The following is a 19,704-nucleotide window of genomic DNA, read 5'->3' as shown; positions in this document are numbered from 1 at the left end:
AAGGGGAAGTACCTTGAAGGGAATGACGTTTGGACTGACGACCCGCAAGGCCGCTATCGGCCTGGGCGTCGTGGCCCTGCTGGCCTTGGCGGGCTGCAAGAAGAAGCCTGCTGACAGCGCCGCTGCGCAAGGCGATGCGCAGCCCGCGCCTGCAGCGGCATCGGCCCAGCCCGTGGCAACGGCGCCGGCAACGCCCGCGCAAACCAACGTTGCCGGCCTGTGGTCCGGCGCGTTCGTGGTCAACCGCGACAAGGAAGACCGCTCGTGGTATCCGCTGCTCAATGAGATTCCGGACCATGCCGGCTTTATGCGCAACGGCAGCCGGCAGGAGCTGGTGATTGCGCTGGCGCAGGCCTCGTCCGTCGACGTGCTGCGCTTCCGCGGCCTGTCCGATGCCGGGGCGCGCAGCAATGCGCGCCATGCCCGCGTCGAAGCCTCGGCCGGCGGCACGCAAGGCCCCTGGACCGTGATCTACGATGCGGACCTGCCGGGGCAGGATGGCTACGATACCCGCGTGCCGCTGGCCCAGCCCGTCAAGGCCGGGGCCCTGCGCCTGACGCTTACCGGCAACCGCTGGCCGGGCGACCAGGACGAGGGCCAGATCGGCCTGCAGCAGTTCATGGCCTACGGCAAGCCCGAGGCCGTGGCCGACAAGGTGCGCCAGGTGGGCGGCATCTACCAGTTCCCGGTGGAATTCGGTTCGTCCGGCTACGTGCTGCTGCACCAGGACGGCGCTGCGGTGGAAGGCTGCTACGTGGAAGGCGACTACAGCAACAAGCAGATGAAGATCACGCAGGTGCTGGGAACGATTTCCGGCGGGCTGGAAAATGGCGCCCTGCTGGCTTTCCGGCGCACCACCGAGGGCGCGCCTGAGAAGGGCGCCATGGCCTTCAGCCCGGACGGCAGCCATGCCTACGCGGCGCTGGTGAAGGGCGATGCCCGCACCTTCGACAGCGTGCGCGAGGCCGGCGGCTGGCGCCTGGCGGACACGGCGCCGCCGTGCTTCCCGAAGGCCGAGGCCGCCCCCGATCCCATCGGCCAGGCGCTGGAAGGCGCGGGCCGCGTGCAGCTCTACGGCGTCAACTTCGAAACCGATTCCGATGTGCTGAGCGCGGCGGCCCGGCCGCTGCTGGACCGTGCCGCCAAGGCGGTGCTGGCGCACCCCGACTGGCGCCTGCGCGTCGAGGGGCATACCGACAGCACCGGCGGCGACGCGCGCAACCAGCCGCTGTCCGAGCGCCGCGCCGCCGCCGTCAAGCGCTACCTGGAAAGCGCTGGCGTGCCCGCCGACCGCCTCGATGCCAAGGGCTATGGCGCCACCCATGCGCTGATGCCCAACGACACGCCGTTCGGCCGCGCGCAGAACCGCCGCGTGGAGCTGGCCAAGCAGTGATGCCTGCGCTTGTGGCCGCGCCGGCGCGCGGTGTGGTGGCGGCAATGCTGCTGGCGGGCGCGGTGCCGGCCGGCGCCGAGATCGTGATGCATGCCGACCGCGGCAGCGGCGTGACCTTCCTCACGTCGCGCAGCGCCGCGCCGGCACGGCTGGCGTCCACCGCGGCGCCCGCGGCATTGCCAGCGCGGGCGTTTATCGGGCTGCCAACGCTGGCGGCGGCAAAGGCCGCGGTCGTCAGCGCCAAGTCCCCACCCTCTGAGCTGGTTGCCCTCGCGCACCGCGCGGCGCAGGCCGCGGCGGTGGACCCGCATCTGCTGATGGCCATGGTGGAGGTGGAGTCGGGCTGGAACCCGCAAGCCACCTCCGTCAAGGGCGCCATCGGCCTGACGCAGCTGATGCCGGCCACGGCTCGCATGCTGGGCGTGACCGATGCCTATGATCCAGCCCAGAACCTGCAGGCCGGTGCGTCCTACCTGGGCGGCCTGCTGTCGCGCTTCAACGGCGACACCAGCCTGGCCCTGGCCGCCTACAACGCGGGCGAAGGCGCGGTGCTGCGCCACGGGTCGCGCATCCCTCCGTTTGCCGAGACCCAGGCCTACGTGCCGCAGGTGCTGGGCCGCTATGCGCGCTTGCGCGGCGGCCAGGACGGCAGCACCGCGGCGCCCTTGCGCCAGCCGGCGTCGCCGGCGCAGCACGGCGGCCTTGCCATTGTCTCGTATCAGAACCCCCCGCCTCCGCGGTGAAGAAAAAGGAGAAGTCATGAAGTCGTACTGGATTCCGCGTGCCTGCCTGCCGGTCATGCTGGCGCTGGCTGCTGCCGGCTGTGGCAAGGAAGAAGGGCGTTCCGCCGCGGCCAGCGATGCCTTGCCGAAGGCTTGCCAGGAAGCCGAGGCCGCGCAGCGCGCCTGCACCGAGAACATGGCGGCCAAGCTCGACAAGTCGGGGCAGGCCGCGGCCGCCCAGACCCTGCGCGACGGGCTGCCCGGCGAGCTGGAATCGATCCGCACGCGCTGGGCCGGCGTCTCCGACAAGGATGGCCTGGCGCAGTCCTGTGCGACGGTGCGCGACAGCTTCCGCGACATGCCGCAATGCAAGGACTGACTGCCGGTGCTTTGCTGAACTGACCAATGGAGAGGCGACAGATGCCGAAGAATTCCGACCGCGCTGGCGCGCGTCAATCCCTGGACCGCCGCACGGCGCTTGGCGCAAGCGTGGCCCTCGCTGCGCTGCTGCTGCCGGCAGCCGCAGCGGCCGGCGTCTGCGATGCGCCGTGGATGCACGACGGCGGCGAGATCCGCATGACCATGCAGGGCGGTGCGCCGGGCACGGCGACCATGTCCGTGTCCGGCGTGCGCAAGTCGGGCAAGGGCCAGTGCAATGCCAATATCAGCGTCGTGTCGAAGGTGGCCGCGGCCGGCTCGGGCAACGAGACGCGGCTGGACTACACCATGGCGGTGATCGAAGACCGCCTGACCATCTCGCGCGGCGGCGCGCCGGGCAAGGTCGAGGGCAAGAGCGCCGCCGGCACGGCATCAGGCATGCTCGACAGCAGCGCGGTCGGCACGCTGGCCTACGGCGGCGTCATTGAAGCGGAAGGGCAGCGGCTGCCGGGCGAGTCGCAGACGGTGCGCATGGACCTGCAGATGACCGCCGCCGGCCAGAGTGCCGGCCAGGCCAGGATCCCGTCCGCCAAGGTCACCATCGGCGGCAAGGTCGTCGGCAAGCGCGCGACCATCCCCACCCGCCTCGGCCAGAAATCCTGCTGGCCGGTCCGCTACGAGCGCAGCACGACCATGGCGCCGGTCACGGTGGCGGGCCACACCGTGTCGGTGCCGCCGGCGAGCGCCAGCGTTACGGACTGGTACTGCCCCGACATGGGCCTGGTCATGAAGCAGGAGGTCGTGCAGAGCGGCCAGACCGGTACCATCGAGGTGGTCTCGGTCAAATAGCCCGGACATCGTCCGGATCGTCCCCCCAGGCGCTTGTCCACGAAGGCGATGGCAGCCCCGCCGACGCGGCAAGGTGTGCGCTAAAGTTCTCTGCGCTGCTGCCGTTGGTTTATGGATCGATAACAAGCGGAGCGCCGGCACCCGCCGCGCGGCTGCACAAGACGATTCAGGGGACGCATGACGCATGAGTCGGGTTTGCGCCTGGAGCTTGCCGAGCCAGGCGAGCAGGTGCATGCGCGCTACACGCCGCAGCCAGGCAGGCTGCCGCCGGACCAGGCCAGCCTGCGCCAATGCCTGGACAGCCTGGGCTGGGCCGGGGCGCGGCTGGATGCGCGCGCGATGGCGCAGTTCCTGGCGCAATGCCAGCGCGCCGAGCATGAGATCGATGCCACCATCGGTGCGCTGATCGACGGCGCGTTCGAGCTCGACATCACCGCCGACGGCCTGGCAGTGCGGCTGACGCTGCTGCCAGCTGAAGGCGGCCGCCCGGTCGGCGCCGAGGACATCCGCCGTGCCGCGGCGGCGCGCGGCGTGGTGGCGCCGATCCAGACCCTGGCACTGGACGCCGCGCTGGCCGAAGGCCGTTGCGAGCTGCGCACCATTGCTGCCGGCGTCGCGCCGCGCCAGGGTGAGCCGGCGCGCTTCATCAACCTGCTCGAACCGCGCAAGCCGGCGCAGCCTGACGACGAGGCCGGCAAGGTCGACCTGCGCGACCTGGGCAATCTGCTGCTGGTCAGCCCCGGCACGCCGCTGATGCGGCGCGTTCCGGCGGTGCGCGGCAATGACGGCGTCGACGTATTTGGCAAGCCCGTCGCCGCCGATCCGGTCGATGATCCGCCCTTTGCCGAAGGCCTGACCGGCGCTGCCGCCGATGCCGACGATGCGGAGCTGCTGCGCGCGGTGATCGCCGGATCTCCGGTGGTTGGCGTGCACGGCATCTCGGTCAGCCCCGTGGTGCAGGTGGAATCGGTCGACCTGCACTCGGGCAACGTGGCGTTCGACGGCACGCTGCGCGTGTCGGGCGACATCCGCACCGGCATGTCGGTCAACGTCAGCGGCGACGTGGTGGTCGAGGGCACCATCGAAGCCGCCAATGTCGAGGCCGGCGGCAATGTCATCGTCAAGGGCGGCATCATCGGCAAGGCCGACACCGGCCGCGCCGAAGGCGGCATCAGCCGCGCCAGCGTGCGCTGCAAGGGCGCGGTGAAGGCGCGCTTTATCGAGAACGCCGTGGTCGAGGCCGGCACCGAGGTCAACGTCGAAAGCGGCATCCGGCAGAGCGATGTTGCTGCCGGCGAGCGCATCGTGGTGGGCGGCACCGGCGCGCAGGGCAGCATCAGCGGCGGCCGCAGCCGTGCCTTGCTGGCGGTGCGCGCCGCGGTGCTGGGCGCGCCGGCCGGCACCGCCACCAGCATCCAGGTCGGCCTGAATCCATTTGCCGACGCACAGCGCGCCGCGCTGGAAGCCGAGCGCCGCCGCATGCTGGCAGAGCAGAACAAGGTCAGGCAGCTGGTGGATTTCTTTGCCAAGCATCCCGAGAAGGCCGTGGGCGACCTGCGCGAACAGGCACGCGCGACACTGTTCAAGCTGTCGCGCGACCTGTTCGAGCTGGAGGCCAGCCTGGCCGAGCTGGGGCAGCAGATGCAGCCGGCCGCCGAGGCCGTGATCGACGCCGCGCGCCGCATCCATGGCGGCGTCACGCTGCAGGTAGGCAGCCGCGTGCTCAAAGTGATGGAAGACAAGCCTGGCGGCCAGATCCGCCTGGTCGACGACCGCATCGCTGTCAGCTGAACGCGCGCTGTTATCCGCGGGGATTTGTACTATGCTGCAGTTATGTCCTGGGGTGCCGCAGGATGGGCGAGTGAGCTAGAGTCGGGCAGTGAATGAAGAAGCGGATCAGCACTCTGCGGAAGCGTTACACGGAACCAACTCACGTGGCACTGGAATAACTGGAAGGCCAGCCATCAAGGCTGGCCTTTCTGCTTTCCGGGACGGCTGCCGGGCGAACTACACTGAAGGTGCAACCATTATCCAAAGGAGGTTGCGATGGCCGCCACCTTGATTACCGCGCTGGTCCTGATCGCCCTTGTTTCGTGCGCCGCATTTACCATCTGGATGTTGCGGGAAAAGAACCCGACGCTGCTGCAGCAGCAGGAGCAGTCGGTGCGCACCTGGTTTGACCACATGATCCATCGCCACTGACGCGTGGCGATTGGCTTTCGGGCAGCCCGCCGCAACGGCGGGCTTTTTCATGGGCTGAGGCTCAAGCCGCCCACAAGCGCAGTTCGTGCAAGCCGCTGCGCTCCACCCGGGTGCCGAGTGCCCGTCCCTCGTCTTCGAACATGGCCTGCAGCCACGCCATATCCACTTCGCGCGCATAGGCCAGCCGGAAATGGCTGCGCCGCAACGGCACCAGCCGCAGGTCGGCGCTGCCGCCGGCATCGAAGCTGACAAAGACCATCAGCGCCAGGTCCGGCCGGTAGGCGTTGTAGCCGCCGATGCCTTCGTAGTCGTTGATGAAATCGCCGCAGCCGTACAGGATCGGCTTGCCGGCATGCAGCTCAATCCCGAGCGGATGATGCGAGGAATGCCCGTGCACGATGTCGATTTCGCCGCCCTCCACCAGCGCGCGGGCGAAGGCGCGTTGCGCGGGGTCGATGTGGTAGCCCCAGTTCGGGCCCCAGTGGATCGATACCACCACGATGTCGCCGGCACGCCTGAACTTGCGCACCTGCGCGGCAATGCGTTCGCGCGATGCCACCGACCAGTCTTCCAGCAGGTTCACGCCGGAATGTCCGGCGCTGGCGCGCCAGGCCGCGGGGGTGCCGGCATTTTCCATGGCGAGGGCCAGCACCAGCACGCGGCCGCCGCCGGGCCGCTGCAGCAGTGCGGCGTGCGCCGCGCTTGCCTCGTCGGGGCCGGCGCCGGCATGCGCGATATGCGCGCCGTCCAGCGCTGCCAGCGTATCCGTCAGGCCCGCGCGTCCCCAGTCCATCACATGGTTGTTGGCCAGCACTGCGCAGTCGATGCCGGCGGCCTGCAGGCAGGCGACATTGTCCGGATGCATGCGATAGTGCACCGCCTTGCCGGGCCAGACATCGTCGCTGGTGGTGACGGCGGTTTCCAGGTTGACGATGCGCGGCCGCGCAGCGCGGCTTTCCAGTTCCGCCAGGGCATCGCCCCAGGGGTACTCCGGGGCGGCGGGGCGTGCGATCGGGCCGGCCTTGTGCTCGGCCAGGCGCACGTAGTCGAGCGCCGAATGCACATACGATTCATGCAGCAGCGGCTGGCTGGGATGCGCGAGGATCTGGTCGATGCCGCGCCCGGTCATCACGTCGCCGCACAGGAACAGGGGAGGGTGGCTGGCTGTGTTCATGGTGCAGACGGACGGCGCGAGGGCGCCGTCCCGGCTGTTCATTCATGATAGGCCGGCAGGGTGGCGGGACGGCATGAACGCGTTGCGGCACTTGCCATGGGGATTGTGCGCGTGGGGCCAAAGGCCCATTTACATTCAAGCGGTGACTGCCTTAAATGATCTAGTCATCGGTCCTCGTGGCCATTTCCCTGCACCCAGACGCCGCGCGCCGTCCGATGTTTTCAACCAGCATCGGGAGGCACACTATGGCCCAGCCATCGCAGGAACACATTGAGGCACTCAAGGCGCAGCTGCGCGGGCGCCTGCTGCAGCCGGACGACAGCGGCTACGACGAAGCGCGCCGCATCTGGAACGCGATGATCGACCGCCGTCCGCCACTGATCGTGCAGGCCGCGGGCGCTGCCGACGTGATCGCCGCGGTCAACTTCGCGCGCGACCATGGCGTGCTGCTGTCGATACGCGGCGGCGGCCACAATATCGGCGGGCTGGCGATCTGCGAGGACGGCATGGTGCTGGACCTGTCGCAGATGAAATCCGTGCGCATCGATCCCCACGCGCAACGCGGCTATGTGGAGCCCGGCGCCACGCTGCGCGATTTCGACCACGAGGCGCAGGCCTTTGGCCTCGCCACGCCACTGGGCATCAACTCCACCACCGGCGTGGCCGGGCTGACGCTCGGCGGCGGCTTCGGCTGGCTCAGCCGCAAGTTCGGCACCACCGTCGACAACCTGGTGGCGGCACAGGTCGTGACCGCCGACGGCAAGCTGGTGCGCGCCAGCGCCGGCGAGAACGCCGACCTGTTCTGGGCGCTGCGCGGCGGCGGCGGCAACTTCGGCGTGGTGACGATGTTCGAGTTCCGGCTGCACCCGGTCGGCCCCGAGATCTATGGCGGGCTGATCGTCTATCCGCTGGAACAGGCCGCCGCGGTGTTGCCGGCCTACCGTGAACTGTTCAAGTCGATGCCTGACGAGCTGACCGTCTGGGTGGTGCTGCGCCAGGCGCCGCCGCTGCCGTTCCTGCCGCCCGAGACGCACGGCAAGCCGGTCGCGGCACTGGCGATCTGCTATATCGGCCCGCCTGACAAAGGCCCCGAACTGGTCGAGCCGTTGCGCAAGCTCGGCACACCCTATGGCGAGCATCTCGGCCCGATGCCGCTCACGGCATGGCAGCAGGCGTTCGATCCATTGCTGACACCGGGCGCGCGCAACTACTGGAAATCGCACAACTTCGCCGGGCTGGACGACGGCCTGATCACGATGCTGATCGAACAGATCGGCAAACTGCCCTCGCCGCAATGCGAGGTCTTTATCGGCGCCATGGGCGGGCAGACCAACCGCGTCGCGCCCGATGCCACCGCCTACGCCAGCCGCGACGCCAGCTTCATCATGAACCTGCACGGGCGCTGGGACGCGCCCGCTGACGACGACAAGTGCATCAGCTGGGCCCGTGAAGTGTTCCGCGCGGCAGCGCCCTTCGCGCTGGGCAGCGTCTATGTGAACTTCCTGACGCAGGAAGAAACCGACCGCATCGGCGCGGCCTACGGGCCCAACTACGACCGGCTGGTCGAGGTGAAGCGGCGCTATGACCCGGGCAACCTGTTCCGCCACAACCACAACATCAATCCGGCGGCGTAACTGGCGTAATCTGCAGGGGCAGGCAGGAAGGCGGGGCAGGGCGGTTGGCCTGCCCCGCTTTCACGCGGCTGCAATACCGGCATGCGAGTATCGGCGCGACCGCGTTGTATCCACAGGGAGAGCAGATCAGATGAGACCGGGCGAAGCAGAATTGGTGCGGCGCATCCACAATGAGGTGGCCGACTACTACGACGAAGAGATCGAACTGGAACTGGACGACCGCGAAGCCAGCGAGGCCTTCGGCGATCCGGTGCACCTGGACGACGAGGCCGAGCAGGACAGCCGCCGCCACTATTTCCGCGAGCTGTTCCGCCTGCAGGGCGAACTGGTGCGGCTGCAGAGCTGGGTGGCAGCCACCGGACACAAGGTCGTCATCATCTTCGAAGGACGCGACGCCGCCGGCAAGGGCGGCGTGATCAAGCGCATCACGCAGCGCCTGAACCCGCGCGTCTGCCGCGTGGCGGCGCTGCCAGCGCCCAACGACCGCGAACGCACCCAGTGGTACTTCCAGCGCTACGTGGCGCACTTGCCCGCCGCCGGCGAGATCGTGCTGTTCGACCGCAGCTGGTACAACCGCGCCGGCGTCGAGCGCGTGATGGGCTTCTGCTCCGACGACCAGTACGAAGAGTTCTTCCGCTCAGTGCCCGAGTTCGAAAAGATGCTGGTGCGCTCCGGCATCCAGGTGATCAAGTACTGGTTCTCGATCACGCACGACGAACAGCGCCTGCGCTTCCTCAGCCGCATCCACGATCCGCTCAAGCAGTGGAAGCTGAGCCCGATGGACCTGGAATCGCAGCGCCGCTGGGAGGACTACACCAAGGCCAAGGAAATCATGCTCGAGCGCACGCATATTGCCGAGGCGCCGTGGTGGGTGGTGCAGGCCGACGACAAGAAGCGCGCACGGCTGAACTGCATCCATCACCTGCTGAGCCAGGTGCCCTATGCGGAAGTGGAGGCGCCCAGCGTGGTGCTGCCGGGGCGCGAACGGCATGAGGACTATGTGCGGCAACCGGTGCCGAAGGAGATGATCGTTCCGGATGTGTATTGAGGGAACAGACCCTAGGGTTTGCACGGGTGCGCCATCGTCCCCCTGGGGTAGGCGGCTACCTATAATGAAAACAGCCGCCTGTAAATCCAAGGGTGGCCGTTATCGTGGAACTGCTAGTTTTTTGGGCGGCCATGCTTGCTGCCTACCTCCTGATGAAGCGTGCCGGCTGCTTCAGCCAGCCGGTGCTTTATCCCGACTTCGATCATCCCTTCCGCTACTGGTGGGCGCACCGGCTGGGGCGCCCGCTGCCACCGCCGGCTTTGCCCGATCACAGGCAACAAAAAACCCGGAGAGCGTGACGCTGTCCGGGTTGGCTTGTGTGGGCGATGCCCTGGAATTCTGTGGTGCCGAAGAGAGGAATCGAACCCCCGACCTTCTCATTACGAATGAGCTGCTCTACCGACTGAGCTACTTCGGCAACATGTTCCGGTGAACTGGAACAGCCCGCAATAATAGCAGCGTTTTTCCGCCCTGTGAACCCCTTTTGTGTCGCCCGTGCCATCCGGCCGGGGCCGAAAGAAAACGGGGCGCCACCTGGGCGCCCCGTGCTATTGCCGCGCGGCCGGAATCAGGCCTTGCCTTCGGCTTCCAGGTGGTAGCGCGTGACGCGTTCCACTTCGTTCTTGGAGCCCAGGATCACGGAGACGCGCTGGTGCAGCTTTTCGGGCTGCACGTCCATGATGCGCTGGTGGCCGTTGGTGGCGGCGCCGCCGGCCTGCTCGACCAGCATCGCCATCGGGTTGGCTTCGTACATCAGGCGCAGCTTGCCCGGCTTTTCCGGCTCGCGCTGGTCCCACGGGTACATGAAGATCCCGCCGCGGGTCAGGATGCGGTGCACGTCGGCGACCATCGAGGCGACCCAGCGCATGTTGAAGTTCTTGCCGCGCGGGCCTTCTTCGCCGGCCAGGCATTCGTCGATGTAGCGGCGCACGGGCGGGGCCCAGTGGCGCATGTTCGACATGTTGATGGCGAATTCCTTGGTGTCGTCCGGGATCGTCACATTGGAGTGCGTCAGCACGAAGCTGCCTGCCTCGCGGTCGAGCGTGAACATGTGCACGCCGTTGCCGACGGTCAGCACCAGGGTGGTCTGCGGGCCGTAGACGGCGTAGCCGGCGGCGACCTGGTGGGTGCCGGGCTGCATGAAGTCGGCCTCGGTCACGGTCTGGCCCGGCTTGGGCATGTGCAGCACCGAGAAGATGGTGCCGATCGAGACGTTGACGTCAATGTTCGACGAGCCGTCCAGCGGGTCGAACATCAGCAGGTATTCGCCCTTCGGGTAGCGGTTGGGAATCTCGTAGAACGATTCCATTTCTTCCGACGCCATCGCGGCGAGGTGGCCGCCCCATTCATTGGCGTCGAGCAGCACTTCATTGGCGATCACGTCCAGCTTCTGCTGGGTTTCGCCCTGGACGTTGCCGGTGCCGGCCGAGCCCAGCACGCCGGCGAGGGCGCCTTTGCTGACGGCGTTGGAAATGGCCTTGCAGGCGCGCGCGACCACTTCGATCAGCAGCCGCAGTTCGGGCTGGATCGTGTTGTGCTTGCGCTGCTCCTCGACCAGGTAGCGGGTGAGGCTGATGCGAGTCATGGTTGGTTCTCCTTGGATGGCCGCAATTCTACATGCCCGGCCGCGCTTGGCCGGGCAAAGGGGGCGTTGGCGGGCCTCCTTGTGTCGTTCCCGCCGCTCAGGCGGCCAGCGCCTTGCCGACGATCTCGCGCACGTCGCGCGACAGCGTGCTGCTGGCGGCGACGCGTTCCAGTTCGGCGCGCATGCGGTCGCGCAGCGCCAGTTCGTACTTCTGCCAGCGGTCCATCACCCGCGCCAGGCGCGCCGCCACTTGCGGGTTGATGGCGTCGAGCGCCAGCACCTGGTCGGCCCAGAAGCGGTAGCCCGAGCCGTCCTGGGCGTGGAACTGGGCCGGGTTGCCGGAGCAGAAGCTGAAGATCAGCGAACGCGCGCGGTTGGGGTTGCGCAGGTTGAAGGCGGGGTGCTCCATCAGCGCGAGCACGGTGTCGATGGTGCGCTTGCCGGCGTGCGGGCCGACTTCACCGCGCTGCATGCCTTGCAGCGAGAACCATTTGTCGATCACCAGCGGGTCGTCCTCGAAGCGCTCATAGAAGTCCGCCAGCGCGTGCTCGCGGCCGGGGGCGAAGCTGTTGACCAGCGCCGACAGCGCGGCGAAGCGGTCGGTCATGTTGTCGGCGTTCTGGTACTGCTGCTCGGCCAGCGCCTGCATCGCGGCATCGCCGCCGTCGGCCAGGTAGCCGAGCGCAAGGTTGCGCAGTGCGCGCCTGGCGGCGGAGGTGGCATCGGGCGAGTAGGCGCCCGGCGTGGCATTGCCCTCGTAGGCGGCGAGCCAGTCGGCCTGCAGCGCGCGCGCCAGGCCTTCGCGCATGAACTGGCGGGCGCGGTGGATGGCGGCGGGATCGGCCACGCCCATGCGCTCGGCCAGGTAGGCCTCGGCGGGCAGCACCAGCGCCTGTTCGCGGAAGGCGGGGTTGAGCGTGTCGTCGGTGAGCACGGCGCGCATGGCCTGCACCAGCGCGGGATCGAGCTTGAGCTCGCGCCCGGCCTGGACCTCGGCCACCAGCTGCAGCAGCGCGCGCGTGGCCAGGCGCTGGCCGGCTTCCCAGCGGTTGAAGGCATCGCTGTCGTGCGACAGCTGGAAGGTCAGCTGCGCGTCGGTGTACTCGGCATCGACGATCACCGGCGCCGAGAAGTTGCGCAGCAGCGAGGGCAGCGGGGCACTGGCGCCGCGCGGCAGGTTGATGAAGCGGAAGCTCTGCTCGGCCTGCGTGAAGTCGAGCACGCGCGTGGTCGTCCCGGGCGTGCTTTCGCCTTCGAGCTGCAGCGGCAGGTCCTTGCCGTCTGCGCCAAGCAGCCCGAGCGCGAACGGGATATGGAAGGGCTGCTTCTCGGGCGTGCCGGCGCGGGTCTCGATGCCGACCTTGGGGCAGCGCTGCGACAGCGTCAGCGTCAGGCTGCCGTCGTCGCCGTTCCAGTCCGTGCGCGCCGTCACCACCGGGGTGCCGGCCTGGCTGTACCACAGGCCGAACTGCGTCAGGTCGCGGCCGTTGGCATCGGCCATGGCCGCGCGGAAGTCGTCGCAGGTGACGGCCTGGCCGTCATGGCGCTGGAAGTACAGGTCCATGCCCTTGCGGAAGCCGTCGCGGCCGAGCAGGGTCTGGTACATGCGCACGACTTCGGCGCCTTTCTCGTACACGGTGACCGTGTAGAAGTTATTGATCTCTTCATAGCTGTCGGGGCGCACCGGGTGCGCCATCGGGCCGGCGTCCTCGGGGAACTGCACCTGGCGCAGCACGCGCACGTCCTCGATGCGCTTGACCGCACGGCCGGATTCCGAGCCCATCATGTCGGCCGAGAACTCCTGGTCGCGGAACACCGTCAGGCCTTCCTTGAGCGAAAGCTGGAACCAGTCGCGGCAGGTCACGCGGTTGCCGGTCCAGTTGTGGAAGTACTCATGGCCGACCACCGCCTCGATATTGGCGAAGTCGGTGTCGGTGGCGGTCTGCGCGTTGGCCAGCACGTACTTGGTGTTGAAGATGTTCAGGCCCTTGTTCTCCATTGCGCCCATGTTGAAGTCGCCCACGGCGACGATCATGAAGCGGTCCAGGTCCAGTTCCAGCCCGAAGCGGCGCTCGTCCCAGCGGATCGAATGGATCAGCGAATCCATGGCGTGGCGGGTCTTGTCGAGGTCGCGCGCCTCGACCCAGACCTGCAGCAGCTTGTCCTTGCCGGAGGCGGACTGGATCCGTTCCTCGATGCATTCGAGCTTGCCCGCGACCAGCGCGAACAGGTAGGCCGGCTTGCGGAACGGGTCTTCCCATACGGCTTCATGGCGGCCGTCGGGCAGTTCGCGCTGGCCCACCAGGTTGCCGTTGGACAGCAGCACCGGATAGGCGGCGCGGTCGGCGCGCAGCGTGACGCGGTAGGTCGCCATCACGTCGGGGCGGTCCAGGAAGTAGGTGATGCGGCGGAAGCCCTCGGCTTCGCACTGGCTGAAGAAGTTGCCGTTGGACACATACAGGCCCGACAGCGTGGTATTGGCCGCGGGCTGGCAAGCGGTGGTGATCTCCAGCGTGCCCTGCGCCGGCAGGCCGGGGATGGTCAGCGTGCCGGCATCCTGGGTCGCGTTGGCGACCGGCTTGCCGTCCAGGCTGACGCCGATCAGTTCGAGTTCCTCGCCGGCCAGCACCAGCGCTGCGTCGGGCGCGCCGGCCTGGCGCGCGAAGCGCAGCGTGCTGGTGACCACGGTGCGCTGGGGATCGAGGTCCAGCACCAGTTCGGCGTGGTCGATGGCGAACGGCGGCGGGGTATAGTCTTTGCGATAGACGGTAACGGGCGTGTCGGTGCGCAGCATGGAAAGATCCTGTCTTCGGAAGACCGTTAGGAAAGGGGGCGGGCCATGCGCGCGGCAGCGAAGCATGGCGCTGAAGTCCTCATTGTAGCCAAGGGGTCGGGGCGCGGCCCGGCGCAGCACGGCATCGGCAAGCTGCGGGGAATTCCGCGCCGGCGGCGTGGTCTCAGAGACACGTGGGTATTCAGCGGAAAGCGAGGTAGCACTATGTGGCAGCGCGCAGGCGGTGTCGGCAAGGCAGGAGCGGCGGGGCCGCGCAGGTGGTGGGGGGCGATGGCGTTGCTGGCGGCGCTGTTGCTGTCAGGGTGCGCCAGCACGGTGGTGACCGATGTCACGGCGTTCCGCCAGCCCGGCTGGCAGAACGATGCGCCGCGCACCTACAGCTTCGAGCGCAGCGCCGAGCAGGCGGCGCAGCTTGACCGCCAGACCTATGAGCAGTGGCTGGCCGCGGCGCTGGCGGAGATCGGCTTCGAGCAGGCGCCGGCGAAACAGGCGCGCTATCGCGTCAGCATGGACTTCGATGCCGCGCCCGGCATCGTGCGCGTGGCCGAGACCGTCTATCCGGACCCGTGGTACGGCCCGTGGGGCCCGTACTGGGGGCCTGGCTACTACCGCCCGTACGGGCCCTGGGGTCCGTGGGGCCCATGGGGGCCGGGCTACTGGCCGCCGCAGACCGTGGTGCGCGACATTCCGGTGACGTTCTCCAGCCTGCGGGTGTATTTCAGGGATGCGGCCAGCGGCAAGCGGGTCTACCAGGTCACCGCGCAGAACCAGACCGAGAACGGCAGCCTGCCTGCGGTCATGCCCTACCTGATCCGCAGCGCCTTTACCGACTTCCCGGCCGAGAGCGGCCGTCCGCGCCGGGTGACGCTCGAGGTCGAGAAAAACGCAAAGTAGGGCGGCCGGGGCCGGCCGCGCGGTCCCTGCCAGGCGATGCGTGCGGATGCATGCACGGGCATGCGTCTGCACCTGCATTGCATACGCAATGGTAAAAGCTGTTTAACTGGAATAATCCACCCAAAAAGCAGCCTGCAGGCGGGCTCTGGTGGTACTTTGCGCGGACACGTGGGCTAGAATGGTTGCTCGATTTTTCCGGCCTGTCTGCCGGGATCGCCAGTTTCGCTGCCAGGCGTTGTCCTTCGCTGCCGGCCCGTATCCTGAGATTTCTCGATCGGGGCTGAGCCGGATCTTGGCGGGAGAGGGGCGCTTCCGGTCCGGGCCATTTTCCGGACGAGCCAATGAGCAGCAAGAATAGCGGTGATGCACCGCAACATGCCCCGAACAGTCCTGAAGCGCAATTGCGCCTCGCCGCGCTGGAATACCACCGCAGCCCCACCAAGGGAAAGATCCAGGTAACCGCGACCAAGGCGCTGTCCAACCAGCGCGACCTGTCGCTGGCCTATTCGCCGGGCGTGGCCTATGCCTGCGAGGAAATCGCCAAGGACCCCGCCACCGCCGCCGAGTACACCTCGCGCGCCAACCTGGTGGCCGTGGTCACCAACGGCACCGCCGTGCTGGGCCTGGGCGATATCGGCCCGCTGGCCGGCAAGCCGGTGATGGAGGGCAAGGGCTGCCTGTTCAAGAAGTTCGCCGGCATCGATGTGTTCGACATCGAGCTCGACGCGCGCGACCCGGACAAGATCGTCGAGATCGTTGCCGCGCTCGAGCCCACGCTGGGCGGCGTGAACCTGGAAGACATCAAGGCGCCGGAATGCTTCTACATCGAGCAGAAGCTGCGCGAGCGCATGAACATCCCCGTCTTCCACGACGACCAGCACGGCACCGCGATCATTTCTACCGCGGCGCTGCTCAATGGCCTGAAGGTGGTCGGCAAGGACGTCGCCAAGGTGAAGCTGGCCGTGTCCGGCGCCGGCGCGGCCGCCATTGCCTGCCTGGACACCATGGTCAGCCTCGGCGTGAAGCGCGAGAACATCTCGGTGGTGGACTCCAAGGGCGTGATCTATGTTGGCCGCGACGCCAACATGGAAGCCAACAAGGCGCGCTATGCGCAGGACACCTCGGCGCGCACGCTGGCTGACATCGTCAAGGACGCCGACGTCTTCCTGGGTTGCTCGACCGCCGGCGTGCTGACCGCCGAGATGGTCAAGACCATGGCCGACAAGCCCATCATCCTGGCGCTGGCCAACCCCGAGCCGGAAATCCGCCCGGAAGTGGCCAAGGCCGCGCGCCCGGACTGCATCATCGCCACTGGCCGTTCGGACTACCCGAACCAGGTCAACAACGTGCTGTGCTTCCCGTACATCTTCCGCGGCGCGCTGGATTGCGGCGCGACCAAGATCACGGAAGCGATGAAGCTGGCCTGCGTCAGGGCCATCGCCGAGCTGGCCGAGGCCGAGCTGAACGACGCCGTTGCCGCCGCCTACGGCGGCCGTGAGCTGAAGTTCGGCCCGGACTACATCATCCCGACGCCGTTCGACCAGCGCCTGATCGAGAAGATCGCGCCGGCGGTGGCCAAGGCCGCGGAAGAATCCGGCGTGGCCACGCGCCCGATCAAGGATCTCGAGGCGTATCGCCAGCAGCTGTCCACCTATGTCTATCACACCGGCCTGATCATGAAGCCGGTGTTCTCGGCCGCCAAGGCCGCGCCCAAGCGTGTGGCCTACGCCGAGGGCGAGGAAGAGCGCGTGCTGCGTGCCGTGCAGACCGTGGTCGACGAAGGGCTGGCCCGCCCCACCCTGATCGGCCGCCCGCACGTGATCCAGATGCGCATCGAGAAGGCCGGCCTGCGCCTCAAGGCCGGGGTGGACTTCGATCTGGTCAATCCGGAAGAAGACCCGCGCTATCGCGCCTACCACGAGGCCTACCACGCGCTGCGCGGCCGCGACGGCGTGACGCCGGACATGGCCAAGGTGGCACTGCGCCGCTCCAACACGCTGATCGGCGCCATGCTGATGCACATGGGCGATGCCGATGCGCTGCTGTGCGGCACGGTGGGCCGCTTCGAGGCACACCTCGAGCACGTGCGCGACGTGATCGGCCTGGCGCCGGGCGCCAAGGTGTTCGCCGCGATGAACGCGCTGATGCTCGAAAAGCATACGCTGTTCATCACCGACACCTTCGTCAACGACGATCCCACCGCCGACGAACTGGCCGCGATCACGCAACTGGCCGCTGAGGAAATCGCGCGTTTCGGCCTGGTTCCCAAGGTCGCGCTGATGTCGCACTCGATGTTCGGCTCTTCTACCCGTCCGTCGGCGCGCAAGATGCGCGAGGCCGCGGGGATTCTGGCCAAGGTGGCTCCGCACCTGGAAGTGGAAGGCGAGATGCAGGGCGACGCTGCCCTGGACGAAGACGTGCGCCGCCATTTCCTGCCGTCGACCAAGCTGGCCGGCAGCGCCAACCTGCTGGTGATGCCGACGCTGGACGCCGCCAATATCGCCTTCAACCTGCTCAAGATCACGGGCGGGCAGGGCGTCACGGTGGGCCCGATCCTGCTGGGCGCGGCCAAGCCGGTGCATATCCTGAACCCGCAGGCCACTACGCGCCGGATCGTCAACATGACGGCCGTGGCGGTGGCGGAGAGCAACGCGGTGCGCTGATGCGCTGAAAGGCGTGAGCCAATGTAAAAAGCCGGGTCTGATGATCCGGCTTTTTCTTTGATGGTGCCCCGCGGCAAGCGCGCAGGGCACGCTGCTGGTTCGGTGGCTATTGCAGCACGTTGTACTGCTCGCGCATTACGACAATGATCGACTTGGCCGCGGCGAGCTGCGTGCCCAGGTTGTCGACGGATTCTTGCGGGAAATCGACCTCGGCGCTCCAGTTGCATCCGGTATGGTCAGGCTGGTGCATTCGCACCGCGTGCAACTCGCATTCGCCGCACTCGGGGTTGTTGTCGAGGCACTGGTTCAGGATGGCCATCAGTTCGGAACGGGTCTTCGGATATCGCCGCATGAATCACCTCTCTAGGATCGTTTTTTGAGGCCTGGAACACCAATCTAGGTAGCGGGCGGGGGCCGTTCCAATTGAATCCGACTATGGAGCGCGGGCTTCCGATCCGGTGTGAAGCTTAGCAGGGAATGGCGCGCCGCAGCATTCCGGGGCAAAAGTCTTGCCTAAAGTGACGCGTGCGCGGCAATGAAAAAGCCCGCCGGGAAGGCGGGCTCCAGTGCTGCCGGTGAGGCGCTTACGCCATCAGAACTTGTGACGCATGCCCACGCCGAAGGTATCGCCGTGCTCGATGCCGGTGATCTTGTCGTAGTAGTAGGCGGCGTAGACGTCGGTGCGCTTGGACAGGTTGTAGTCGTAGGCGACGGCAAACGTGTTGCGCTTGAAGTCACCGATCGCGTTCTCGGTCTTGCCATAGGCGTAGGACGCCAGCACGTTGCCGGCACCGACCGGTACCGAGGCCCCGACCTGACCGTTGGTGTGCTTGATGTCGCCGCTGGCGGCCGTGCTGGCCTTGGTCTTGATGTACTGGCCCTGGGCGAACAGCTTGACCACCTTGAAGTCGTACGTGATGCCGCCCAGCACAGCGTCCTGGCGGCTCAGGCCTGCTACCGACAGGTCGTCGGGAACGGCGTTGAAGCGGACCTGCTGGAACGCGACGGTCGCGGCGAACGGCCCGTTGAAGTACATCAGGTTGCCGCCCCACTTGTTCTGGCCCGCGGCACCTGCCTTCTCGCCTGCCGAGTAGATCAGGTTCGCACTCAGGCCGCCGAAGTTCGGGGTGGAGTACAGCACCGAGTTGCTCCAGCCCGAGTCGCCGATGATGCCCGGATCCACCACGCCATTGCTGGCCGCACCGAAGTAGGTGTGGAAGATGGTCGGCGAGAACACGTACGAGTCGACCAGCGGGTTGAACAGGATGGTCGAGATGAAGTACGGGGTGGTGTTGCGGCCCAGCTTCAACGTACCCAGCTTGTCATTCTGCAGGCCGACGTACGCGTTGCGGCTGAACATCGAGTCGCCGGTGAAGCGGCCGCTGTTGCCGCTGTCCGTGCGGAAGAACCCGTTCAGGTCGAAGATGGCCTTGGTGCCGCCGCCCAGGTCTTCGGTGCCCTTGATGCCCCAGTAGGACGTCTGCATACCGCCCGAGTTGGCCACCCATGCGCGCTCGCCCGAACCCGGGCTCTTGACGCCGCCGATGAACATGTCAGCCTGGCCGTACAGCGTGACGCTGGACTGGGCCATGGCCGCACCGGAAAAAAGGGTAGCCGCTACTGCCGCCAGCTTTAGTGCCGGCTTGTACTGCTTCTGCATTGTTAGACCTCCGTGGTTTTTGATCCTGCTTGGAACGTTGTGTACTGGGTCCCTGTCGGGTTCTTCTAATGTCTTGGTGCTTTTATTCGTGCCGCCTGGCTTGGCTCGGTGAGGGGTGGTGCATGGGTGCCGGCGGCATCGGGTACAGCGTTTTTTGTTATACAGGTGACGCTTTTTTGCTCAGGCGGATACTAAGTCGTCAAGCCGGAACTGCGCAATGCGATGGATCTGGTTGATGCAAGTTTGCAACTCTTGCTGCGGCGTGTTTTCCAGTCGGCGCGCGAACTCCGCGATGATCCCGTGGCGGTCGTAGCCGCGCACGGCCAGGATGAACGGGAAGCCGAACTTCTGGTTATAGGCCGCGTTGAGCGACTGCAGTCGGTCGAACTCCTCGGGCGTGCACAGGTTCAGGCCGGCGCCGCTTTGTTCGCGCGTGGATTCGGCGGTCAGCTCGCCGCGCACGGCGGCCTTGCCGGCCAGCTCCGGGTGGGCGCGCACGAGCTTGAGCTGGGCCGCCTCGCCCGCTTCATCGACCGCCTTGCGCAGTGCCTGCGCCAGCGCGGCGCCGTCGGCGAAGGGCCGCTGCGCGGCTGCGGTCTCGGCAAACCACGGCGAGTGTTCGTAGATGCCGCCCAGCACCTGCACGAACTCCGCGACAGGCATGGTGTTGAGTTGGGCGATGGTGTAGGTCTGGCTCATGCTTGGTTC

At 67.3% G+C, this 19,704-nt stretch carries 16 protein-coding genes and 1 tRNA gene; 10 read left to right on the top strand and 7 right to left on the bottom strand.

Going from position 1 to position 19,704, the window contains the following annotated elements; all coding sequences use genetic code 11:
• The first annotated feature begins 22 nt into the window (after positions 1 to 22).
• From AC3WON_RS25095 to AC3WON_RS25070, 6 genes are all read left to right on the top strand, one after another.
• Positions 23 to 1,393, top strand: a complete 1,371-nt coding sequence (locus AC3WON_RS25095) for an OmpA family protein (RefSeq protein WP_492352959.1) — start codon at positions 23 to 25, stop codon at positions 1,391 to 1,393.
• The gene (locus AC3WON_RS25090; protein WP_492320975.1) at positions 1,393 to 2,136 is read left to right on the top strand and encodes a lytic transglycosylase domain-containing protein; all 744 of its coding nucleotides are present in this window, start codon (positions 1,393 to 1,395) and stop codon (positions 2,134 to 2,136) included. The genes AC3WON_RS25095 and AC3WON_RS25090 overlap by 1 nt, the downstream gene beginning before the upstream one ends.
• Before the next feature lie 16 nt (positions 2,137 to 2,152).
• Positions 2,153 to 2,494: a hypothetical protein gene (locus AC3WON_RS25085; protein WP_492352958.1), complete on the top strand. Its 342-nt coding sequence runs from the start codon at positions 2,153 to 2,155 to the stop codon at positions 2,492 to 2,494.
• Between the two features lie 41 nt (positions 2,495 to 2,535).
• On the top strand, positions 2,536 to 3,342 hold the full coding sequence (locus AC3WON_RS25080; RefSeq protein WP_492320955.1) for a hypothetical protein: 807 nt from the start codon (positions 2,536 to 2,538) through the stop codon (positions 3,340 to 3,342).
• A 177-nt stretch (positions 3,343 to 3,519) separates the two neighbouring features.
• Positions 3,520 to 5,133, top strand: coding sequence for a flagellar assembly protein A (locus AC3WON_RS25075; RefSeq protein WP_492352957.1), 1,614 nt, complete (start codon positions 3,520 to 3,522; stop codon positions 5,131 to 5,133).
• A 255-nt stretch (positions 5,134 to 5,388) separates the two neighbouring features.
• Positions 5,389 to 5,544, top strand: coding sequence for a hypothetical protein (locus AC3WON_RS25070; RefSeq protein WP_492352956.1), 156 nt, complete (start codon positions 5,389 to 5,391; stop codon positions 5,542 to 5,544).
• Positions 5,545 to 5,605: 61 nt separating this feature from the next.
• On the opposite strand, the gene AC3WON_RS25065 is transcribed toward AC3WON_RS25070, so the two are convergent.
• Entirely contained in the window at positions 5,606 to 6,718 is a 1,113-nt protein-coding gene (locus tag AC3WON_RS25065; RefSeq protein WP_492352955.1) for a CapA family protein, read from the bottom strand.
• Positions 6,719 to 6,963: 245 nt separating this feature from the next.
• Here AC3WON_RS25065 and AC3WON_RS25060 point away from each other — a divergent pair, with 245 nt between their 5' ends.
• Positions 6,964 to 8,352, top strand: a complete 1,389-nt coding sequence (locus AC3WON_RS25060) for an FAD-binding oxidoreductase (RefSeq protein WP_492352954.1) — start codon at positions 6,964 to 6,966, stop codon at positions 8,350 to 8,352.
• 130 nt (positions 8,353 to 8,482) lie between these two features.
• Positions 8,483 to 9,400 (top strand): polyphosphate kinase 2, encoded by a 918-nt coding sequence (gene ppk2, locus AC3WON_RS25055; protein ID WP_492352953.1) that lies wholly within the window; start codon positions 8,483 to 8,485, stop codon positions 9,398 to 9,400.
• A 342-nt stretch (positions 9,401 to 9,742) separates the two neighbouring features.
• Here the strand turns inward: ppk2 and AC3WON_RS25050 are convergent.
• From AC3WON_RS25050 to pepN, 3 genes are all read right to left on the bottom strand, one after another.
• Positions 9,743 to 9,818, bottom strand: a tRNA-Thr gene (locus AC3WON_RS25050).
• 150 nt (positions 9,819 to 9,968) lie between these two features.
• Positions 9,969 to 10,985: a class 1 fructose-bisphosphatase gene (locus AC3WON_RS25045; protein ID WP_492320951.1), complete on the bottom strand. Its 1,017-nt coding sequence runs from the start codon at positions 10,983 to 10,985 to the stop codon at positions 9,969 to 9,971.
• A gap of 97 nt (positions 10,986 to 11,082) precedes the next feature.
• Positions 11,083 to 13,779 (bottom strand): aminopeptidase N, encoded by a 2,697-nt coding sequence (pepN, locus tag AC3WON_RS25040; protein WP_492320950.1) that lies wholly within the window; start codon positions 13,777 to 13,779, stop codon positions 11,083 to 11,085.
• 270 nt (positions 13,780 to 14,049) lie between these two features.
• On the opposite strand from pepN, the gene AC3WON_RS25035 reads away from it, so the two are divergent.
• Both AC3WON_RS25035 and AC3WON_RS25030 read left to right on the top strand, forming a co-directional pair.
• A complete protein-coding gene (locus tag AC3WON_RS25035) occupies positions 14,050 to 14,673 on the top strand; it encodes a DUF4136 domain-containing protein (RefSeq protein WP_492320974.1) in 624 nt (207 codons plus the stop codon).
• A gap of 341 nt (positions 14,674 to 15,014) precedes the next feature.
• On the top strand, positions 15,015 to 17,336 hold the full coding sequence (locus AC3WON_RS25030) for an NADP-dependent malic enzyme (RefSeq protein ID WP_492352952.1): 2,322 nt from the start codon (positions 15,015 to 15,017) through the stop codon (positions 17,334 to 17,336).
• Between the two features lie 106 nt (positions 17,337 to 17,442).
• On the opposite strand, the gene AC3WON_RS25025 is transcribed toward AC3WON_RS25030, so the two are convergent.
• The 3 genes from AC3WON_RS25025 to uraD all read right to left on the bottom strand — a co-directional run bounded on the left by AC3WON_RS25025 (position 17,443) and on the right by uraD (position 19,695).
• On the bottom strand, positions 17,443 to 17,688 hold the full coding sequence (locus AC3WON_RS25025; protein WP_010809178.1) for a hypothetical protein: 246 nt from the start codon (positions 17,686 to 17,688) through the stop codon (positions 17,443 to 17,445).
• Positions 17,689 to 17,928: 240 nt separating this feature from the next.
• Positions 17,929 to 18,996 carry a porin gene (locus AC3WON_RS25020; protein WP_492320949.1) on the bottom strand — a complete coding sequence of 356 codons (1,068 nt, stop codon included), beginning with the start codon at positions 18,994 to 18,996 and terminating at the stop codon, positions 17,929 to 17,931.
• 180 nt (positions 18,997 to 19,176) lie between these two features.
• Entirely contained in the window at positions 19,177 to 19,695 is a 519-nt protein-coding gene (gene uraD / locus AC3WON_RS25015) for a 2-oxo-4-hydroxy-4-carboxy-5-ureidoimidazoline decarboxylase (protein WP_492352965.1), read from the bottom strand.
• Positions 19,696 to 19,704 lie beyond the last annotated feature (9 nt).

It is taken from the genome of Cupriavidus sp. FW305-46 (assembly GCF_058787075.1).
Note: the sequence above shows the minus strand (reverse complement) of the source record. Positions and strands in the feature narration are given on the sequence as shown.